The 16,144-nt window shown below is 69.2% G+C and carries 12 protein-coding genes; 5 read left to right on the forward strand and 7 right to left on the reverse strand.

Translation table 11 applies throughout. The features are described 5' to 3' along the window. Positions 1 to 58 precede the first annotated feature (58 nt). From IZR01_RS29620 to rhaI, 3 genes are read right to left on the reverse strand one after another with little or no spacing between them, the layout of a single operon-like run. On the reverse strand, positions 59 to 1,501 hold the full coding sequence (locus IZR01_RS29620) for a rhamnulokinase (RefSeq protein ID WP_194925774.1): 1,443 nt from the start codon (positions 1,499 to 1,501) through the stop codon (positions 59 to 61). A 17-nt stretch (positions 1,502 to 1,518) separates the two neighbouring features. Beyond that, entirely contained in the window at positions 1,519 to 3,642 is a 2,124-nt protein-coding gene (locus tag IZR01_RS29625) for a bifunctional aldolase/short-chain dehydrogenase (protein ID WP_194925769.1), read from the reverse strand. Beyond that, positions 3,642 to 4,808 (reverse strand): L-rhamnose isomerase, encoded by a 1,167-nt coding sequence (gene rhaI / locus IZR01_RS29630; protein WP_194898928.1) that lies wholly within the window; start codon positions 4,806 to 4,808, stop codon positions 3,642 to 3,644. The genes IZR01_RS29625 and rhaI overlap by 1 nt, the downstream gene beginning before the upstream one ends. A gap of 349 nt (positions 4,809 to 5,157) precedes the next feature. Here rhaI and IZR01_RS29635 point away from each other — a divergent pair, with 349 nt between their 5' ends. Both IZR01_RS29635 and IZR01_RS29640 read left to right on the forward strand, forming a co-directional pair. Next, the gene (locus IZR01_RS29635) at positions 5,158 to 6,192 is read left to right on the forward strand and encodes a LacI family DNA-binding transcriptional regulator (protein WP_194898927.1); all 1,035 of its coding nucleotides are present in this window, start codon (positions 5,158 to 5,160) and stop codon (positions 6,190 to 6,192) included. Positions 6,193 to 6,309: 117 nt separating this feature from the next. Continuing rightward, a complete protein-coding gene (locus IZR01_RS29640; protein WP_194925770.1) occupies positions 6,310 to 7,782 on the forward strand; it encodes a DUF2079 domain-containing protein in 1,473 nt (490 codons plus the stop codon). A gap of 5 nt (positions 7,783 to 7,787) precedes the next feature. Here IZR01_RS29640 and IZR01_RS29645 read toward each other — a convergent pair whose 3' ends face one another. Continuing rightward, positions 7,788 to 8,582 (reverse strand): ArsR/SmtB family transcription factor, encoded by a 795-nt coding sequence (locus IZR01_RS29645; RefSeq protein WP_194898925.1) that lies wholly within the window; start codon positions 8,580 to 8,582, stop codon positions 7,788 to 7,790. Between the two features lie 139 nt (positions 8,583 to 8,721). Here IZR01_RS29645 and IZR01_RS29650 point away from each other — a divergent pair, with 139 nt between their 5' ends. Continuing rightward, a complete protein-coding gene (locus IZR01_RS29650; protein ID WP_194925771.1) occupies positions 8,722 to 8,943 on the forward strand; it encodes a hypothetical protein in 222 nt (73 codons plus the stop codon). A 434-nt stretch (positions 8,944 to 9,377) separates the two neighbouring features. On the opposite strand, the gene IZR01_RS29655 is transcribed toward IZR01_RS29650, so the two are convergent. Further along, complete coding sequence (locus IZR01_RS29655) at positions 9,378 to 10,283, reverse strand: ribokinase (RefSeq protein WP_323747136.1); 906 nt, start codon at positions 10,281 to 10,283, stop codon at positions 9,378 to 9,380. A gap of 251 nt (positions 10,284 to 10,534) precedes the next feature. Here IZR01_RS29655 and IZR01_RS29660 point away from each other — a divergent pair, with 251 nt between their 5' ends. After that, positions 10,535 to 11,464, forward strand: a complete 930-nt coding sequence (locus IZR01_RS29660; protein ID WP_228560489.1) for a nitrilase-related carbon-nitrogen hydrolase — start codon at positions 10,535 to 10,537, stop codon at positions 11,462 to 11,464. On the opposite strand, the gene IZR01_RS29665 is transcribed toward IZR01_RS29660, so the two are convergent. Together IZR01_RS29665 and IZR01_RS29670 are read right to left on the reverse strand one after the other, a co-directional pair. After that, a complete protein-coding gene (locus IZR01_RS29665; RefSeq protein WP_228560491.1) occupies positions 11,454 to 14,120 on the reverse strand; it encodes a fibronectin type III domain-containing protein in 2,667 nt (888 codons plus the stop codon). The two genes, IZR01_RS29660 and IZR01_RS29665, sit on opposite strands and share 11 nt — an antisense overlap. Positions 14,121 to 14,395: 275 nt before the next feature. Continuing rightward, positions 14,396 to 14,974: a DUF6790 family protein gene (locus IZR01_RS29670; RefSeq protein WP_228556056.1), complete on the reverse strand. Its 579-nt coding sequence runs from the start codon at positions 14,972 to 14,974 to the stop codon at positions 14,396 to 14,398. A gap of 57 nt (positions 14,975 to 15,031) precedes the next feature. Here IZR01_RS29670 and IZR01_RS29675 point away from each other — a divergent pair, with 57 nt between their 5' ends. After that, positions 15,032 to 15,469, forward strand: coding sequence for a MarR family winged helix-turn-helix transcriptional regulator (locus tag IZR01_RS29675; protein ID WP_194899290.1), 438 nt, complete (start codon positions 15,032 to 15,034; stop codon positions 15,467 to 15,469). Positions 15,470 to 16,144 lie beyond the last annotated feature (675 nt).

The following is a 16,144-nucleotide window of genomic DNA, read 5'->3' on the forward strand; positions in this document are numbered from 1 at the left end:
CAGTTGCTCGGCCGACGCGCTAGCGGCTGCTGGTCTTCAGAGGTGAGCGAGCGCGGGCTCAGCTGCTCGTCGCTGCCAGCCGGGCCGCGGCCGCATCCCACGCCGCCCGATCTCCGGTCGGCTCATAGCGCGTCAGCGGCTGCGTGCGGATCAGCAAGTCCCGCACCGCCCCGAGCTCGCCGACCACGCCCAGCGCCCGTGCCTGCACCAACACGTTCCCCAGCGCCGCGGCCTCGGCGGGCCCGGCCACCACCGGCAGTCCGCACGCGTCGGCCGTCAGCTGGCACAGCAACGCGTTGCGCACCCCGCCGCCGACGACGTGCACCGTGTCCACCGGGTGGTCGGCGAGCCGCTGCGCGTCCTGGATCGCGCGCCGGTGGGCCAGTGCGAGCGAGTCCAGGATGCAGCGGGTGACTTCCGGCGGCGTGCCGGGCACCGGCTGGCCGGCGGTGCGGCACGCCTCGCGGATGCGGTCGGCCATGTGGCCCGGCGCCAGGAAGCCGGGGTCGGCGGCGTCGATCACCGAACGCAGGAGCGGTTGCTCGGCTGCGGCGGCCAAGAGCGCCAGCAGGTCGGTGTTCCACTCCCGCACGCACTCCTGAAGCAGCCACAATCCCATGATGTTGCGCAGGTAGCGGACCGTCCCGTCGATCCCGGCCTCGTTGGTGAAATTCGCCAGCCGGCTGGCCTCGGTCAGAACGGGGCGTTCCAGCTCCAGCCCGACCAGCGACCATGTTCCGGTACTGATATAGGCGAACCGCCCCCCCGTCACGGCCGGGACCGCGACCACCGCCGACGCCGTGTCGTGCGACGCCACCGCGGTCACCGGGACCGGCCCGCGCAGACCGGTCTGCTCCAACACCGCCGGCAGCAGGTCGCCGATCCGCGACCCCGGCTGACGCAGCGGCGGGAACAGCCCGACGTCCACGCCCACCCGCTCGGCCACCTCGGCCGACCAGGTCCGGCTGACCGCGTCGAGCAGCTGCGTGGTGGAGGCGTTGGTCACCTCGGTACCGGCGACCCCGGTCAGCCAGTACCCCATCAGATCCGGGATCAGCAGCGCCTGCCGGGCCGCGCCCAACGCCTCCGACCCGCGCGCCGCAACAAGCTGATACAGGGTGTTGAAGGGCACGTACTGAATCCCGGTGACGCCGTACAGCGCCTCGGCGGGCATCAGCTTCCACACCCGCTCGGCGACACCTTCCGTCCGCGCGTCGCGATAGTGCACCGGGTTGCCGAGCAGCGCACCGTCGGCGTCCAGCAGCCCGTAGTCCACGGCCCAGCTGTCGACGCCCACCGAGTCCACCTGCCGGGCCGCGCGCAGTCCGTCGACAATCCCCTGATACAGCGCCAGCACGTCCCAGTGCAGCGTTCCGCCGATCCGCACCGGCCGGTTCTCGAACCGGTGCGCCTCCCGCATCTGGAGCGTGTCCCGGCCGACGCGACCGACCATGACGCGCCCGCTCGACGCGCCGAGGTCGACCGCCGCGACCGTCTTCATACCGATACCCCGCTCGCTCACCGCAGGAAGGCCGCCGCGACCCCCGCGTCCACCGGCACCAGCAGCCCGGTGGTGTGCGTCAGGTCGCCGCCGACGAGGGCGAACACCGCGTTGGCCACGTGCTCGGGCAGCACCTCCCGCTTCAGGAGCGTCCGCTGCGCGTAGAACTCGCCCAGCTTCTCCTCCGGGATCCCGTAGGTGGCAGCACGCTGCGCACCCCAGCCCCCGGCGAAGATCCCCGACCCGCGCACCACGCCGTCGGGGTTGACGCCGTTCACCCGGATCGCGTGCTCCCCCAACTCCGCGGCCAGCAGGCGCACCTGGTGTGCTTGGTCGGCCTTGGCAGCGGAGTACGCGACGTTGTTCGGCCCGGCGAAGACAGCGTTCTTCGACACCACGTACACGATGTCCCCGCCACGCCCCTGCGCCGTCATCACCCGGGCCGCCTCCCGCGACACCAGGAACGAACCGCGCGCCATGATGGTGTGCTGCCGGTCCCAATCCGCACTCGTGGTCTCAAGCAGCGGCTTCGAGATGGAGATACCGGCGTTGTTGACCACCAGGTCCACGCCGCCGAACGCCAGCACCGCCGTGTCGAACGCCGCCGCGACCTGCTCCTCGGACGTCACGTCCACGGTCACCGCGACCGCCCGGTCCGCGCCGCCCAGATCGGCGGCCACAGCCTGCGCCGCCGCCCCGTCCCGGTCGGCGACCACCACGCACGCGCCCTCATCGACCAGCCGGTACGCGATCGCCTTGCCGATCCCCGACCCCGCGCCGGTGACCAGGGCGACCCGGGTGGCCAGCGGCTTGGGCTTCGGCATCCGCGCCAGCTTGGCCTCCTCCAGCGCCCAGTACTCGATCCGGAACTTCTCCGACTCCTCGATCGGCGCGTACTCCGACACCGCCTCGGCACCGCGCATCACGTTGATCGCGTTGACGTAGAACTCGCCGGCGACCCGCGCGGTCTGCTTGTCCCGGCCGAAGGAGAACATCCCGACCCCGGGGACCAGGACGATCGCCGGGTCCGCGCCGCGCATCGCGGGCGAATCAGGGGTCGCATGCCGGTGGTAGTAGGCCGCGTACTCGGTGCGGTAGTCGGCGTGCAGCTCGGCGAGGCGGGCGATCGCCTCTTCGAGGGGCGCGGCGGCCGGCAGGTCGAGGACCAGCGGGCGGACCTTGGTGCGCAGGAAGTGGTCGGGGCAGGAGGTACCCAGTGCGGCCAGCCGCGAATGCTCGGCTCGGGACAGGAAGTCGAGGACGACCTCGGCGTCGGTGAAGTGGCCGACCTGCGGGCGATCGGCGGACGCCAGAGCGCTGACATACGGGGCCAGCGCAGCCGCGCGCGCTCGACGTTCATCCTCGGGCAACGGTTCGAAGCCTGCGATCACCGCTCCGAACGGCTCAGCCTTTCCCTGTTCGGCGAGGAAGGACTCGGCCGTCCTAATAATCCGCAGCGAATTCGCCTCGCACTCCGGCGCCGAATCGCCCCAAGCCGTGATCCCATGCCCGCCGAGAACGCACCCGATCGCCTGCGGATTCGCCGCCTTCACCGCCGCGATGTCCAGCCCGAGCTGGAACCCCGGCCGCCGCCACGGCACCCACACCACGGCATCCCCGAAGCACTCAGCCGTCAGCTTCTCCCCGTCCGCCGCGCACGCCAGCGCGATCCCCGAATCAGGGTGCAGATGGTCCACGTGCGGCGCGTCGACCAGAGCGTGCATCGCCGTGTCGATCGACGGCGCGGCGCCGCCCTTGCCGTGCAGGCAGAAGTCGAACGCCGCGACCATCTCGTCCTCGTGCTCGACTCCGGGATAGACGTCGACCAGCGCGCGCAGCCGGTCCAGCCGCAGCACCGCGAGCCCGGCCGGCGCCAGGGTGCCCAGATCGCCGCCGGAGCCCTTGACCCACAACAGTTCCACGTCGCCGCCGGTCACCGGATCGGTCACGGCGCCCTTCGCCGAGGTGTTGCCGCCGGCGTAGTTCGTGTTCCGCGGATCGGCGCCCAGTCGGTTCGACCGGGCCACCAGCGCGGCCACGATGTCGTTGTTCGGGCTGCCGCTGTTCGGCCTGTCGTTCTTCGGCCTGCCGTTGTTCGGGCTGTCGTTGTTCAGGCTGTCGTTGTTCAGGCTGTCGTTCATCAAGCTCCCCATCCGGCCTGCACCCCGCCGACCCGCTCGGCGACGATCTTCTCCGCGTAGCCGCCGGCCCGGTAGGCGTCCAGCGGGTCCGGCCGCAGCCCCATCTCCTTGCGCAGGTCCGCCAGCATCGAGCGGACGTCGGTGTTGTAGGCGTCCATCAGCACCGCGTTCGCGCCGAGCACGTCCCCGGCCGCCTGCGCCGCCCGCAGCGCGGGCAGGTCCACCAGCAGCGCCTTGGCCGTGGCCTCCTGCACGTTCATCACCGAACGGATCAACGCCGGGATCTTGGCCTCCAGGTTGTGGCACTGGTCCAACATGAACGCCACGCCGTTGGCCTTGTCGAAGCCGCCGTTCTTGGCCACCTCGTGCAGGATCCGGAACAGCTGGAACGGATCGGCGGCGCCGACCATCAGGTCGTCGTCGGCGTAGAAGCGGGAGTTGAAGTCGAACGCCCCGAGCTTGCCCTCCCGCAGCAGGAACGCCACGATGAACTCGATGTTCACCCCCGGCGCGTGGTGCCCGGTGTCCACGACCACCTTCGCCTTCGGCCCCAGCTTCAGGCAGTGCGCGTAGGACGTGCCCCAGTCCGGGACGTCGGTGGCGTAGAAGGCCGGCTCGAAGAGCTTGTACTCCAACACCATCCGCTGCTCCGGCCCGAGCCGGTCGTAGACCTCTGACAAAGCCGCGAACAGCCGGTCCTGCCGGGCCACGATGTCGTCCTGGCCCGGGTAGTTGGTGCCGTCGGCGAACCACAGCTTCAGCGAGGCCGAGCCGGTCGCGTCCATGATGTCGACGCACTCCAGCAGGTGGTCCACGGCCTTGCGCCGGACCCGCGGGTCCGGATGCGCCACCGAGCCCAGCTTGAAGTCGTCGTCCTGGAACGTGTTGGAGTTGATCATCCCTATTCGCACGCCGAGCTCCTCGGCGTACCGGGCCAGCGCGCCGTAGTCGTCCACCCGGTCCCACGGGATGTGCAGCGACACCAGCGGGGCGACCCCGGTGGCGGCGTGCACCTGGGCGGCGTCGGCCAGCTTCTCGAACGGGTCCCGCGGCACCCCGGCCTGCGCGAACACCTTGAACCGGGTGCCGGAGTTGCCGTAGCCCCACGACGGGGTCTCGATCTCCTGCGCCTTCAGGGCGGCCTTCACGGCCGACAGGTCGGGCATGGCTCCACCTCGCGGGGGTCGTGGTCGATGGACTTCGCCGACGATCTCGCCGACGGGTTCGGCCGATGTCCGGCCGGTGGTCTGGCCGATGGTCTGGCCGGTGATTGCCGTCGGTGAACTCGTCGGCGAATTCCTCGGGATCTCGCCGACGGGATTGAATCGATTCAATCCCGTCCTGCTGCCGACCTTAGGCGGCGCTCAGGACGACGTCAAGAGCCGATCCCGGGACGGGAACCCGATCTTGAACGAACCCCCAGGTGGGGCCGCTGCCCGGACCGGCCTGTAAGGTGAGGCCGACCGGTGAAACCATTCAGTCGGCGTCCAGCCGCTAGCGGGCAGGCGGGCTCAGGTGGCCAAGAAGACAGTCGGGATCTCGGACGTCGCACGGGAGGCCGGCGTGTCCGTCGGCACCGTGTCGAACAGCTTCAACCGGCCCGATTCGGTGGCGCCGGAGACCCGGGCCCGGATCCTGGCCGTGGTGGAGCGGCTGGGGTACGTGCGCAGCGAGTCCGCGCGCCAGCTGCGGACCGGGACCAGCCGGATCGTCGCGCTGCTGGTGCTGGACCTGGCGAACCCGTTCTTCGTCGACGTCGCCAACGGCGCCGAGCGGACCGCCCGGGCCGCCGGACTCGGGGTGATGGTGTGCACCAGCGCGCAGTCGCCGTCGGACGAGGCGGACTACATCGGGCTGTTCACCGAACAGCAGGTGCGCGGCGTACTGGTGATCCCGGCCGATCCCACCGGACGTTCGCTGGAACCGTTACGCCGCCAGGGGATCCCGTACGTCGTGGTGGACCGGCTGGTCGAGGACGCCGAGGTCTGCTCGGTGTCGGTGGACGACGTCACCGGCGGCCGGCTGGCGGTCGAGCACCTGCTGGCGCAGGGCCACCGCCGCGTCGCCTACATCAGCGGGCCGGCGCACCTGCAACAGATCCGCGACCGGCGCACTGGCGCGCTGGCCGCCATCGCCGCCGCCGGGCTGCCGCCGCAGACCCTGCACGAACTCCCGACCGTCCACATGACCATCGCGGCGGGCCGGGACGCCGCCGCGCGGCTGCTGGGCCTGGCCGACCGCCCGACTGCGGTGTTCTGCGCGAACGACCTGCTGGCGCTGGGGTTGGAGCAGGCGCTGTATGCCGCCGGGGTGAAGGTACCCGAGGAAGTCGCGATCGTCGGGTACGACGACATCGAGTTCGCGTCCGCGGTCGCGGTGCCGCTCACGTCAGTGCGGCAGCCGGCCGCGGAGATGGGGAGGCTGGCGACGCAGATGCTGCTCGCGGAGGCTGATGCCGTGGGCGGGGAGGAGAGCGCGCACGCGCACCAGACCGTGGTGCTGCAACCGGAGTTAGTGGTGCGGACGTCGAGCCTGCACCGGGTCGGGTAGGCGGTTCGACTTCTCGACGTATCAGGGCCCGGAACCACTGCCGCCGGATCTTACAAACTTCAGAACGCGCGATCAGTACCCTTCTCACCATCCGTAGTCCTCTGATCACATGGCAGGATGGCGAACCGGGCTCGGGGGACGACCCTCGGGATGGTGGGGGTGCCGGCCGTGTTGGACGCAGGCGTCGCGAGAACCGGAGTCGGGGTCGAGGAGGACACGTCCTCCTCGACCCGGACTTCGGCGGCACTGGCCCTGGCCACGACGGTCGTCTACGCGGTGTTCTCGCTGCGGCGGCACGCGCTGTTCCGGTCCAACGCCTACGACTTGGGCATCTTCGGGCAGAGCGTGCGCTCCTACGCCTCCGGCCATCTGCCGGTGTCGACGATCAGGTCCGACAGCGCGCCGTCGGGGCCTTGGGGACACGGGTTTCCGCTGCTCGGTGACCACTTCTCGCCGATCGTGGGCGTGCTGGGGCCGTTGTATCGGCTGTGGCCGCACATTGAGTTGCTGCTGATCGCGCAGTCCGCGTTGGTGGGTTTCTCAGTGTTCGTCGTCGCCCGTCGCGCCGCTCCGCATTGGTGGATTCCCGTCGCGTACGCGATGAGCTGGGGTTTGCAGCAACTCGTCAACTTCGACTTCCACGAGGCCGCGTTCGCGGTGCCGCTGATCGCATTGGCGTTGGACGCGTACTTGGCTGGGCGGTGGGTTGCGTGCGCGTGGTGGGCGTCGAGCCTGTTGCTGGTCAAGGAGGACATGGGGCTGACGATCGCCGTGCTCGGGCTGCTGATCTGGCGGCACGACCGGCGGGTCGGGCAGGTGTTGTGTGTGGTGGGGCCGGTCACGACGACGTTGTTGGTGCTGGTGGTCGTCCCGCATTTCAACCCACAGCACGTGTATCCGTATCTACAGAGCAGCGGGCGGCAGTCGTCCGGCGCTTCAGCACTGTCGAAACCCTGGCTGATACCGGTTCACTTGGTCTGGCCGCTGGTCAAGCTGAAGACGCTGGCGATGTTGTTGGTCCCCACAGCGTTCCTCGCGCTGCGCAGTCCGCTGATCCTGCTGGCCGTTCCCGATCTGCTGCTCCGCTTCACTTCGGGCGACCACATGTACTGGGACACCAACTACCACTACTCGGCGATCCTGATGCCGATCGTGTTCTTCGCGCTGATCGACGCCCTCCAGCGGGGGCCCGTTCCGTTTCGGTGGCTGGCGCGACGGCTGCCGGCCGCGGTGACGGCGGTCGCGGTCGCCCTCGTCCCGCTGTCACCGCTGCGCACCGCGTTCAGTCCGGCGTTCTGGCACGACGGTCCGCGGACCGCTTCCGCGCGGCAGGCCGTCGCGCTGGTGCCGGACGGGGCGCGCGTCGCGGCTAGCGGCCCGCTGGCTCCGCATCTGACGGACACGGCGCGGGTGTATCTGGCCACTGACACCGTGTTCGCGCATGCGGATTTCGACTGGCTGGTGCTGGACACCGCTGCCGACGACTGGCTCTCGCACTCCGCGACGATTCTGGATCAGGCTCAGAGTGCGGGATTCCGGCAGGTGTACAACGCCGCCGGGTATGTCGTGGAGCGGCGGGAGACCGGGTAGTCGCCTCAGGCGCCGATCGGCAGCGGCTCGCCGGTCTCCAGCAGCGACTTCAGGCTCGCCACCACACCCGGCCAGCCCTGGCCGACCATCTCGGCCAGCGCCGATCCGGCCTCGAAGCCGTCGTGGACCACGGTCAGCTTCACGACCTCCGAGCCCTCCTCCTCGATGGTGAAAGTGACCTTCGAGCGGGACTCGCCCGCCAGCTTGGCGGTCAACTCCTCGTCCCAGTCGAGGCGCTTGCCGAGCTCGGGGGTGATGGCGTGCCAGGTGTAGGACAGGCGGCTGTAGGGATCGGCCTCCAGCACGACCTGCTCCGGGTCGCTGATCTGCACGCCGTGGTTGTCCCAGGTCATCGAGGCGCCGACGGACCAATCCGTGGCGAACTCCGTGGACCAGTAGCGGCGCGTGAAGGCGGGCTCGGTCAGCGCCTGCCAGAGCTTCTGCGGGGTGGTGCGGATGTAGGTGCTGTAGACGAAGGTCGGCGCGTCCATCGGATTGCCCTCCAAGGCGAGTTTCAGGTCTGCCAGGGCCTGCACCCTGGCCTGGTCGAAGCGGTTGATCCAGCGGTGAGCGATCTCGTGCACGGGCGCGGCGTTGAGGTAGTGCAGCTTCTCGCGGCCCTGCCGCACCGTGGTGACCAGCCCGGCCTCCTCCAGCACGGCGAGGTGCTTGCTGACGGACTGCCTGGCCATGTCGAGCCCCGCGCACAACTCGCGCAGCGTCTGCCCGTTGCGGGCGTTGAGCGAGTCGAGCAGCGCGCGGCGACTCGGGTCGGCTAGCGCTTTGAACACTTCGTCCATGCTGCTCTCGTGGCTCCCGGTCGTGGTGGTCGCTGATATGCAGCCTTTCGGCTGCCTTTAATTTAGGCAGCCGGGCGGCTGCATGTCAAGGGGAGGCGGGCCGGGGGCGGGCGCTTAGGCGCGGTGGGACACTGGCCGGGTGGCGAAGAAGGAGCCGGGCGGGGATCCGGAGACGGTGACGTTGCGAGTGCCGCTGTCCCGGCAGGTGGCGAAGGACCTGGCGGCGCTGGCGGAGCTCTATCACGCGACGCCGGAGCGGATGGTCGCTTCGTGGGCGCAGACGCATGTGGAGAATCTGGTGGCGGGGCTGACGCCGGATGGTGAGCAAGCGCAGGGCACTGGGATAGGTGATGGCGGGTAAGGCTTGGGCGGACGGACGGGCGGACGGGCGGACGGGCAGGTGAGCTAGGGGCGAACGGGCAGGTGAGCTAGGAGCCGCCTGTTCGGGGTTGGATCCTTTGGATCTTCGGTTTGCGCTTCTGAGGCGGGGAGTCTTCGAGGCGCAGAGGTTTCGAGCCGGGTTACGGTCGGCGTGTGGGTTTCAAGGCCTTTTACGGCCTTCGGTCATGGTTATGCCGGTTCGGGGTTCGGGGCGGCGAGTCTGTGTGTCGGCTGCCGGTTCTCGTGTTCACGACCCCGCCGCACCTCAGGCTTCTTCATCTCCAGCAGGTCGGAACAAGAGCCAGCCCCTCGGTCGCGTCAACGAGTTCGACCGCTGGTTCAGGGATCTGGAAACGCGGCAGTTTTTGGGGTGTGTATTTGGGGCTGGCGGGTGCTGGGCAAGGCGAGTTCCGATCAGTCGAGCTGTCCCCGAAAAGCCTCGTAGCTCGCCGCGGCGCCAACCTCCGTGACCGAAAGGCTCGCGGCGCGGATCGCCCTCTCGACCGCCGGGCGGAGTTCGAAGCCCTGCGCGAGGGCGGCCGCCAGGACGCCGACCAGGGCATCGCCCGCGCCAGTCGTGTCGCGGACGCGGTTCGGGCGCGGTGCGGGTAGGTGGTCCTCGCTATCGGGAGTGATGAGGACCGCGCCTGACGCGCCGAGCGTTACCAGTACCGATCGCGCGAGGCCGCGTAGCTGTGCCGCCGCGGCCGTGACGTCCTGCGCGGTTGTCAGCTCCGCGCCGATGAGTTGGCCGGCCTCGATCTCGTTGAGCACCAACGGATCCGCGTGGGCCAGTTCGGCGCCGAGGTCGTGGACTGGCGCCAGGTTCACCACCGGGCGTACCCCGGCCTCGGCCGCCAGGCGCAGTGCGGCGCGGTTCACGCTCGGTGCCACTTCGCCTTGCAGCACCAGCACTGCGGCGTCGCGGAGCGTGTCGCGATTCAGTGCCTGTTCGTCCAGGGCCTGATTCGCTCCGCCGATCACGATGATCTCGTTCTCCCCGGCCTCGCTCAGTATCACCAGGGCGCGGCCGGTCGCCGTCTTGTCGAGCCGGGCCACCAGGGACGTGTCGACGCCGTGCGTCGCCAGTTGCTCAAGCACCGCCTCGCCCTGGGGGTCGGCGCCCACCGCGCCGACGAACGCCACTGTGCTGCCGGCCATCGCGGCGGCCACCGCCTGGTTCGCGCCCTTGCCGCCGAGGCCGGTGGCGCGCTCCCGGCCGAGCACCGTCTCGCCCGGTGCCGGCAGCGCCGCCACCCCCACGACCTCGTCGACGTTGACGCTGCCGACCACGACCACCCGCTGCGGCTCCGGCTCCACTGCTCAGTCCGATCCGATCTGCTGGGAAGCACGACGGGGGCATCCGGCGCACCCTCCGATCATTGCGTCCCGCACGCGTCTTGAACCCTTCCGGGCGCTGCGACACGCGGCAGCCGCGCGGGCGTGGGCGGGGCTGCCGAGCCGGTTGGCTCGCGGCTCGCCCACGTCGAGCGCTTTCCATTCCCCAGGCCTATCGATGGCCATCGAACATTCATTGGACGCATCGAAGCGGCACGGCTTCGATGGGTCTCATGCTGATCCGAGTCGCGACTGTCCAGTTCGAACCCCACCCCCGGGACAAGCAGTACAACCTCGCACGCGTCGAGCGCTTCGCCCGCGCCGCGGCCAAGGACGGCGTCCAGTTCGTCGCCCTTCCCGAGCTGTGCCTGGTCGGCAACCGGCACCTCACGAAGCGGTCGGCCGTGGAACTGCGCGCCATCGCAGAACCCGAGGACGGGCCGTCGATCGCCCGGGTCCGGAAGCTGGCGCGCCAGTTGGGGATCGGCATCGCGGTGGGGTTGATCGCGGAGCGGGGCGGCCTGTTGTTCAACGCCTACGTGGTCTGCCTGCCGGACGGCACCGTCCGCATCCACCGCAAGCTGCACACCTCCGGCTACCCCGGCATCTCCGAGGGCGATGGCTACACGGTCTTCGACACACCGTGGGGCGTACGTCTCGGGGTTCTGATCTGCCTCGACAACAACATCGTGGAGAACGTGCGGGCGACCGCTGTTCTCGGCGCGCAGATCCTGCTGGCGCCGCACCAAACCGGTGGGACGCACACCATGGTCCCGTTCGGCGAGAACCCGCTTCCGTTGTCGCTGTGGGAGAACCGCGCGAAGAACCCCGCTGCGGTCCGGGCCGCGTTCGACGGCCCGACCGGACGCGACTGGCTGCTGCGCCATCTGCCGACCCGAGCCCACGACAACGGGATGTTCATCGTCTTCAGCAACGCCGTCGGCCGCGACGATGACGAGCTGCGCACCGGCGGCGCGATGGTCGTCGATCCCCGCGGCCAGATCATCGCCGAGAGCCGGTCCATCGAAAGCGACATGGTCGCTGCGGATCTCGATATGGACCTGGTCACCGGCTCGGTCGGGCGGTGGTGGATGAAGGCGCGGCGGCCAGAGCTCTACGCGCCACTGGCCGCCGCGCGATCCAGCGCCACCGCTAGCCGATAGTCACCACCCCCGCAGACGCCGCGGGTCCGACCCCGGCGGCGTTCCGGGCCGCGACCGTGATCGCGTACGCGTCGCCGTGTGTAAGACCGCTGACGACGGCGAACGTGTCGCGGCCGTTAGTCGCCCACACCTCCGTCTTGCCGGTCTCGGTGACCGTGGTGACAGCGCCGGTCTTCTGGTCCGTCAGCGTCACGTCGTACGAAAGGCTCGGCGACGTGCCGTGGGCCACGGTTGCCGGGTTCCAGTGCACGCTCACGTCACCCACGCCGACGTCAGCCGACGCGGAAGCGGGAGCTGCCGGGAGGGCGGTCGTCGGACCCGGCGTCACCGCGCGGGTCGGCAAGGAAGGTGCGCTGGACTCGGAGGCACGGGCAGTGTCGGCCGTGACAGTGAACGTATACGCCGTTCCGTCCGTAAGGCCGGGCACCAGCACGTAGAACGACTTCAGGTACGTCGGCGCGTCCACCCTCACCTGCTTGCCACCAGGGGAAGCCGTGACCGTGTAGGCCGTCACCGGGCGTCCCTGGTCGAAGAAGGTCGGTGTGAACGACACATACGCCGACCCCTCCCCCGCGGATGCCGCCGCCTGCTCCGGGGCCGCCGGGACCGCACCTCGGCCGCGTCCCGGATCCACACTCAGCAGGCTGCGATACCGCGGCTCCAGTCCGGCCGCGTCGACCAGAGTCCTCGGCGCGTCCTGCGGACCGCCGATGATGGTGTTGGCCGCCACCACGACGTTCTTCTGGTTGGAGTCCTTGTCGCCCTGCTGCCAGTAGTTGTGTTCGACGTCGAGCGGGTCGTCGGTCGAGCCGTCCGCCGGCGGCACGTAGTCCCCGTGCGGAGAACCCCAGTCGTTCTGGTTGTTGTATTCGACGTTCGAGGTGATGGTCATGAACGTCGAGCCGTTGTCGCAGTAGATGGCGTGCCCGTGGTCCAGGATGTCGTGGATGACGTTCCCGCTGATCTGCTCACCGTCGGCCAGCGAGGACCCGGTGATGCCCTGCGTGTAGATCGCGCCGCCGTCGGCGAGGTACTGCATCGCGTCGTAGATCAGGTTGTCCGAGATCACGTTGCCGTGGCTGGAGTTGGCGATCGCCGGCGCCTTGATCTTGTCCGGCCAGCCGCCCCAGCCGATCGAGATCGCGGTGTAGGGGGTGTGGTCGATCTGGTTGTGCGAGATCAGGGTGTTCTCGGCGTAGCCGACGTCGATCCCGACACCGCTGCGGTACTCCACCGAGGTGGAGAAGATGTGGTTGTCAGTGATCTGGTTCCCGACGGTGTGGTCGCCCGCGACGGCCGGCATCGGGTCGTCGACGCCGCCGAGGTCCACGCCGTTGCCGGAGATGTCGGTGAACACCGAGCCCTGCACCGTGTCGTTCTGCGAGCCGTCGCCGAGGTCCAGGCCCGCCGCGCCGAGGTGCGTGAAGACGTCACCGGTGAACGAGATCCGCTGGTCGTGGTTGAAGGAGATGTTCCCCGGCTCCTTGGTCCAGTCGCCGAACGGGCAGGTGCCGCCGGGGATGAACTGGCACAGGCCCTGGGTCGCGTATCCGTTGGCGCCGGTGATGGTGTAGCCGGCCTGGATCTCCGAGAAACCCTCATTCGAACTCGGCTGGTTCCATGTCCCGTAAGAGAACTGCAAGCCGGAGAACGCGATGTCGTGCACCGGCGCCTCAGCCGTACCGCTCCCGCTGACCAGCGTCTGCGCGGTGGCCAACTCGACGTCGGCGTGGGCCGGCTTCTCACCGGGCAGCGGGACGTAGTCCACGCGACCGGCCTTGGCGTCGTAGTAGAACTGGCCCGGCTGCTGGAGGAGTTCGCGTGCGTTCTCCACCGACGTCGGCAGTTCGTGGTTGCCCACCGAGGCGGGGCCGACGAGGTTCACGGTCCGTCCCGAACCGTCCGTGCGCATCACGCGTTGGGTGGAGTTGACCCAACAGGGTTCTGCCATGGTGATCGTCGTGCCGGAGACGGACGCGATCGGGCAACGCGGTTCAGTCCAGGCGCCGAGGCCGCCGGTGCTCAGCGACCAGTAGCCGTCGCCGCCGCTGTATACGAACTCGATGTCGGTCGGATTCCCCCACGCCGCCATCAGATCTGAGGACGCGGTGTAGCCGGTCGCCGTCGCGGTCAGCGTCACCGGCACCGCGCCGGACGCCCGCGACGCGCGGTGCCCGTCGATGAACATCTCGCGCGACGGCAGCCCGGCCGGCGCCGGAGCCGACCAGATCTGTGCGCCGGACGAGGTGGTCTGCCCTGAGGGGTGGAATCCGCTGACCCGCGTGCCGCCGCTGATCACCGGGTGCGCGCCGGGGGCGGCGGTCCAGATCACCGTGTGGCCGTTGGTGCCGGAGTCGCGGGAGTCCAAGGCGAGTGGTTGCGCCATCGAGTACGTACCGTCGGCCAACTCCACGCGGATGTCGCCGCTCATCGCAGAGTCCAGCGATCGGACGACCTGCTGCGCCCGTTGCAGGGTCCGCACGGAGTGGCCGGGATTCGCGCCGCTGTCGTGGTCGTCACCCCACGGGGACACGAATACCGTGGCGCCTCGGTGGTTGTCGGAGCCGGCACTTGTCGAGGCGGCAGCGGCCGTGGTGCCCGCCGCGAGGGCCGCCGCCGCGCCGAGGGCCAGCGCGACACGTCTGGAGCGTCGCAAGGTACTGATCATTCGTCACCTCCGCGTTAACATCCCTTACTCTTCAGGCGTCACCCTGATGATTCCTCGGATGTCTGTCAACCCCGGGAGCGGGATTCGGCGCAAGATTCCGTAGTCAGTGGGCATCCACGAGCCTTGCCTCGCCAAGAGATCGGATGTATAGCTGAACCACGATGCACAGCTGAACCACAGACAACGCACGATGCCGGGCGCTCACCCGAAGTGAACGCCCGGCAAGGGAACGAGGGACGACCTCAGACTCAAGAACCCCAGACTCAAGAAGAGGCAGCGTGCCGCTTGCCGCCGAACTCGGCGACCTGCCCGGCGCCGGCCTCGGCGCGAGCGCCGGCAGCACCGACCCCCAACCGCTGCGCCCGCCAAGCCAGCACAATCATCACCGCCGGGAACAGCACATCCGCGGCCAGCACCCCGCCAGTGTTCCCGGGCTGGTGGTCGTGGTTGGCGAACCACTGGTACACGTGGCCGAAGGCGGCGCCCCAGAGGAACACCCCGGCGCCGAGGCCGACGGTGATGCGCTCCCGGGGGGTGGTCCCGGGACGGGCCACCCGCAAGGCCATGACCACCAGGGCGAGGTTGGCGAACGCGATCTCGAACTGGAACGGACTGCGGGTGAAGCCGATCGCGTCGGCCATTGACTGCTGGCCCACCAGGAACGAGATGCAGATGTAGAGACTCCCGCAGCCGAGGGCTGCCACGGCCCACCAGCGCTGCCAGGTCTCAAGCGCCGCTTCACGGGAGGGGCTGTGACGGGTGCGGACGTAGGCGCCGACGACGGCGATCAGGATCCAGATCGCGGGGAAGGCGGTCTTCACGGCGTAGGTCGTGTGGCTCATGAAAATAAGTCTTGCATGGTTAATATTAACCACGCAACTCTCTGGTAGGCTCGCCCCATGGATGACGGGCTGGCCGACTTGTTACATCGCGTGGTTTACCTGCTCGGAGAGGCGACGAAGCAGCTGACCGAAGACACCGCCAACGCCTTGACCTACAGCCAGATGCGCCTCCTGGGAACCCTCGAGGACATCGAACCGGCGACCCAGCACCGCCTAGCCCAAGCCCTGTCGGTGTCCGACCCGGCCATCAGCCGCGCACTGAGGCCGCTGGAGGCAGCGGGCATGGTGCGGGTGCGGGTGGATCCCGAGCACGCGCGAAGGCGCCTGGTCGAGACGACGGAAGCCGGCCGCAAGGTCTTCCACGAGAGCGGCAGGCCGCTGCACGACGTGCTGCAGAACGCACTGGTCCAGGCCGGGTTCCCTTATGAGCGGTACCTGGGGGACACGGCGGAGCTGGCGAAGTTTCTGGAGGAGGCGCTGAAGTCGGCGGGGTAGGTGAGATGCACTGGCAGCAGCTAGTCACCAGCAGTCCCGCAGCCTCTTGCTCTAGCACTAGCTCTTGCTCTTGCTCTTGTGCCGTATCAGGCAACGTTCGCGCTGTCGGTGTGGTGGGTTCCGCAGACGGGCGGGTGTATCGGATTCGGCAGGTGAGCGAGCGGGTTCAGGTGTGGGTGGACAGGTGTCAGTGGCGGGTGTCAGTGGCGGGGTTCTAGCTTGTGACTTGCGGTTGGTGGGTTGGTTAAAGGCATTTTTTTACGGAACTACCTGGTATTGACTAATCACGGATCGAGACGCAGTTCGCTGTGCCACTCGATGCGCGTGGGCGGCTGCCGGTTGTGCAAGTGGTGCGCGGCGGTCCGAGTCACTGCGCACGCGTTGCGTTGGCGGGCGGCGGTCGTGCGTGGTGGGCACCTGAAGTCAACGGCAGGCGCCTCCGGCGGGGGCTCTCGGCTCCCTCGGGGAACTGGCGCAATTCCATAGGGTGGCCGGGTCAGGGCCCTGCGGCGGCGGTTTGTGAGGTGGTGCGGTCCGTTCCCCACGGTCGCGTCGTCAGCCCCAAGGGGTACAGCGCCGAACCCCGGGAGTAAAGTCCGCGCCCTTGCGGTCAGGCGTGCAGGTGGCGGCCGCGTACAGCGCGAACTTGACTCCCGAGAACCGGCACTGTAGGCA

It is taken from the genome of Catenulispora pinisilvae (genome assembly GCF_015356865.1).
Lineage (GTDB): Bacteria > Actinomycetota > Actinomycetes > Streptomycetales > Catenulisporaceae > Catenulispora > Catenulispora pinisilvae.

Bases quoted from the DNA above. Each gene is read 5' to 3' on its own strand.
- IZR01_RS29640 (WP_194925770.1), top strand. From the start codon at position 6,310: ATGGCGAACCGGGCTCGGGGGACGACCCTCGGGATGGTGGGGGTGCCG.
- IZR01_RS29670 (WP_228556056.1), bottom strand. From the start codon at position 14,974: ATGAGCCACACGACCTACGCCGTGAAGACCGCCTTCCCCGCGATCTGG.
- rhaI (WP_194898928.1), bottom strand. From the start codon at position 4,808: ATGCCCGACCTGTCGGCCGTGAAGGCCGCCCTGAAGGCGCAGGAGATC.
- IZR01_RS29620 (WP_194925774.1), bottom strand. From the start codon at position 1,501: ATGAAGACGGTCGCGGCGGTCGACCTCGGCGCGTCGAGCGGGCGCGTC.
- IZR01_RS29660 (WP_228560489.1), top strand. From the start codon at position 10,535: ATGCTGATCCGAGTCGCGACTGTCCAGTTCGAACCCCACCCCCGGGAC.
- IZR01_RS29625 (WP_194925769.1), bottom strand. From the start codon at position 3,642: ATGAACGACAGCCTGAACAACGACAGCCTGAACAACGACAGCCCGAAC.
- IZR01_RS29675 (WP_194899290.1), top strand. From the start codon at position 15,032: ATGGATGACGGGCTGGCCGACTTGTTACATCGCGTGGTTTACCTGCTC.
- IZR01_RS29645 (WP_194898925.1), bottom strand. From the start codon at position 8,582: ATGGACGAAGTGTTCAAAGCGCTAGCCGACCCGAGTCGCCGCGCGCTG.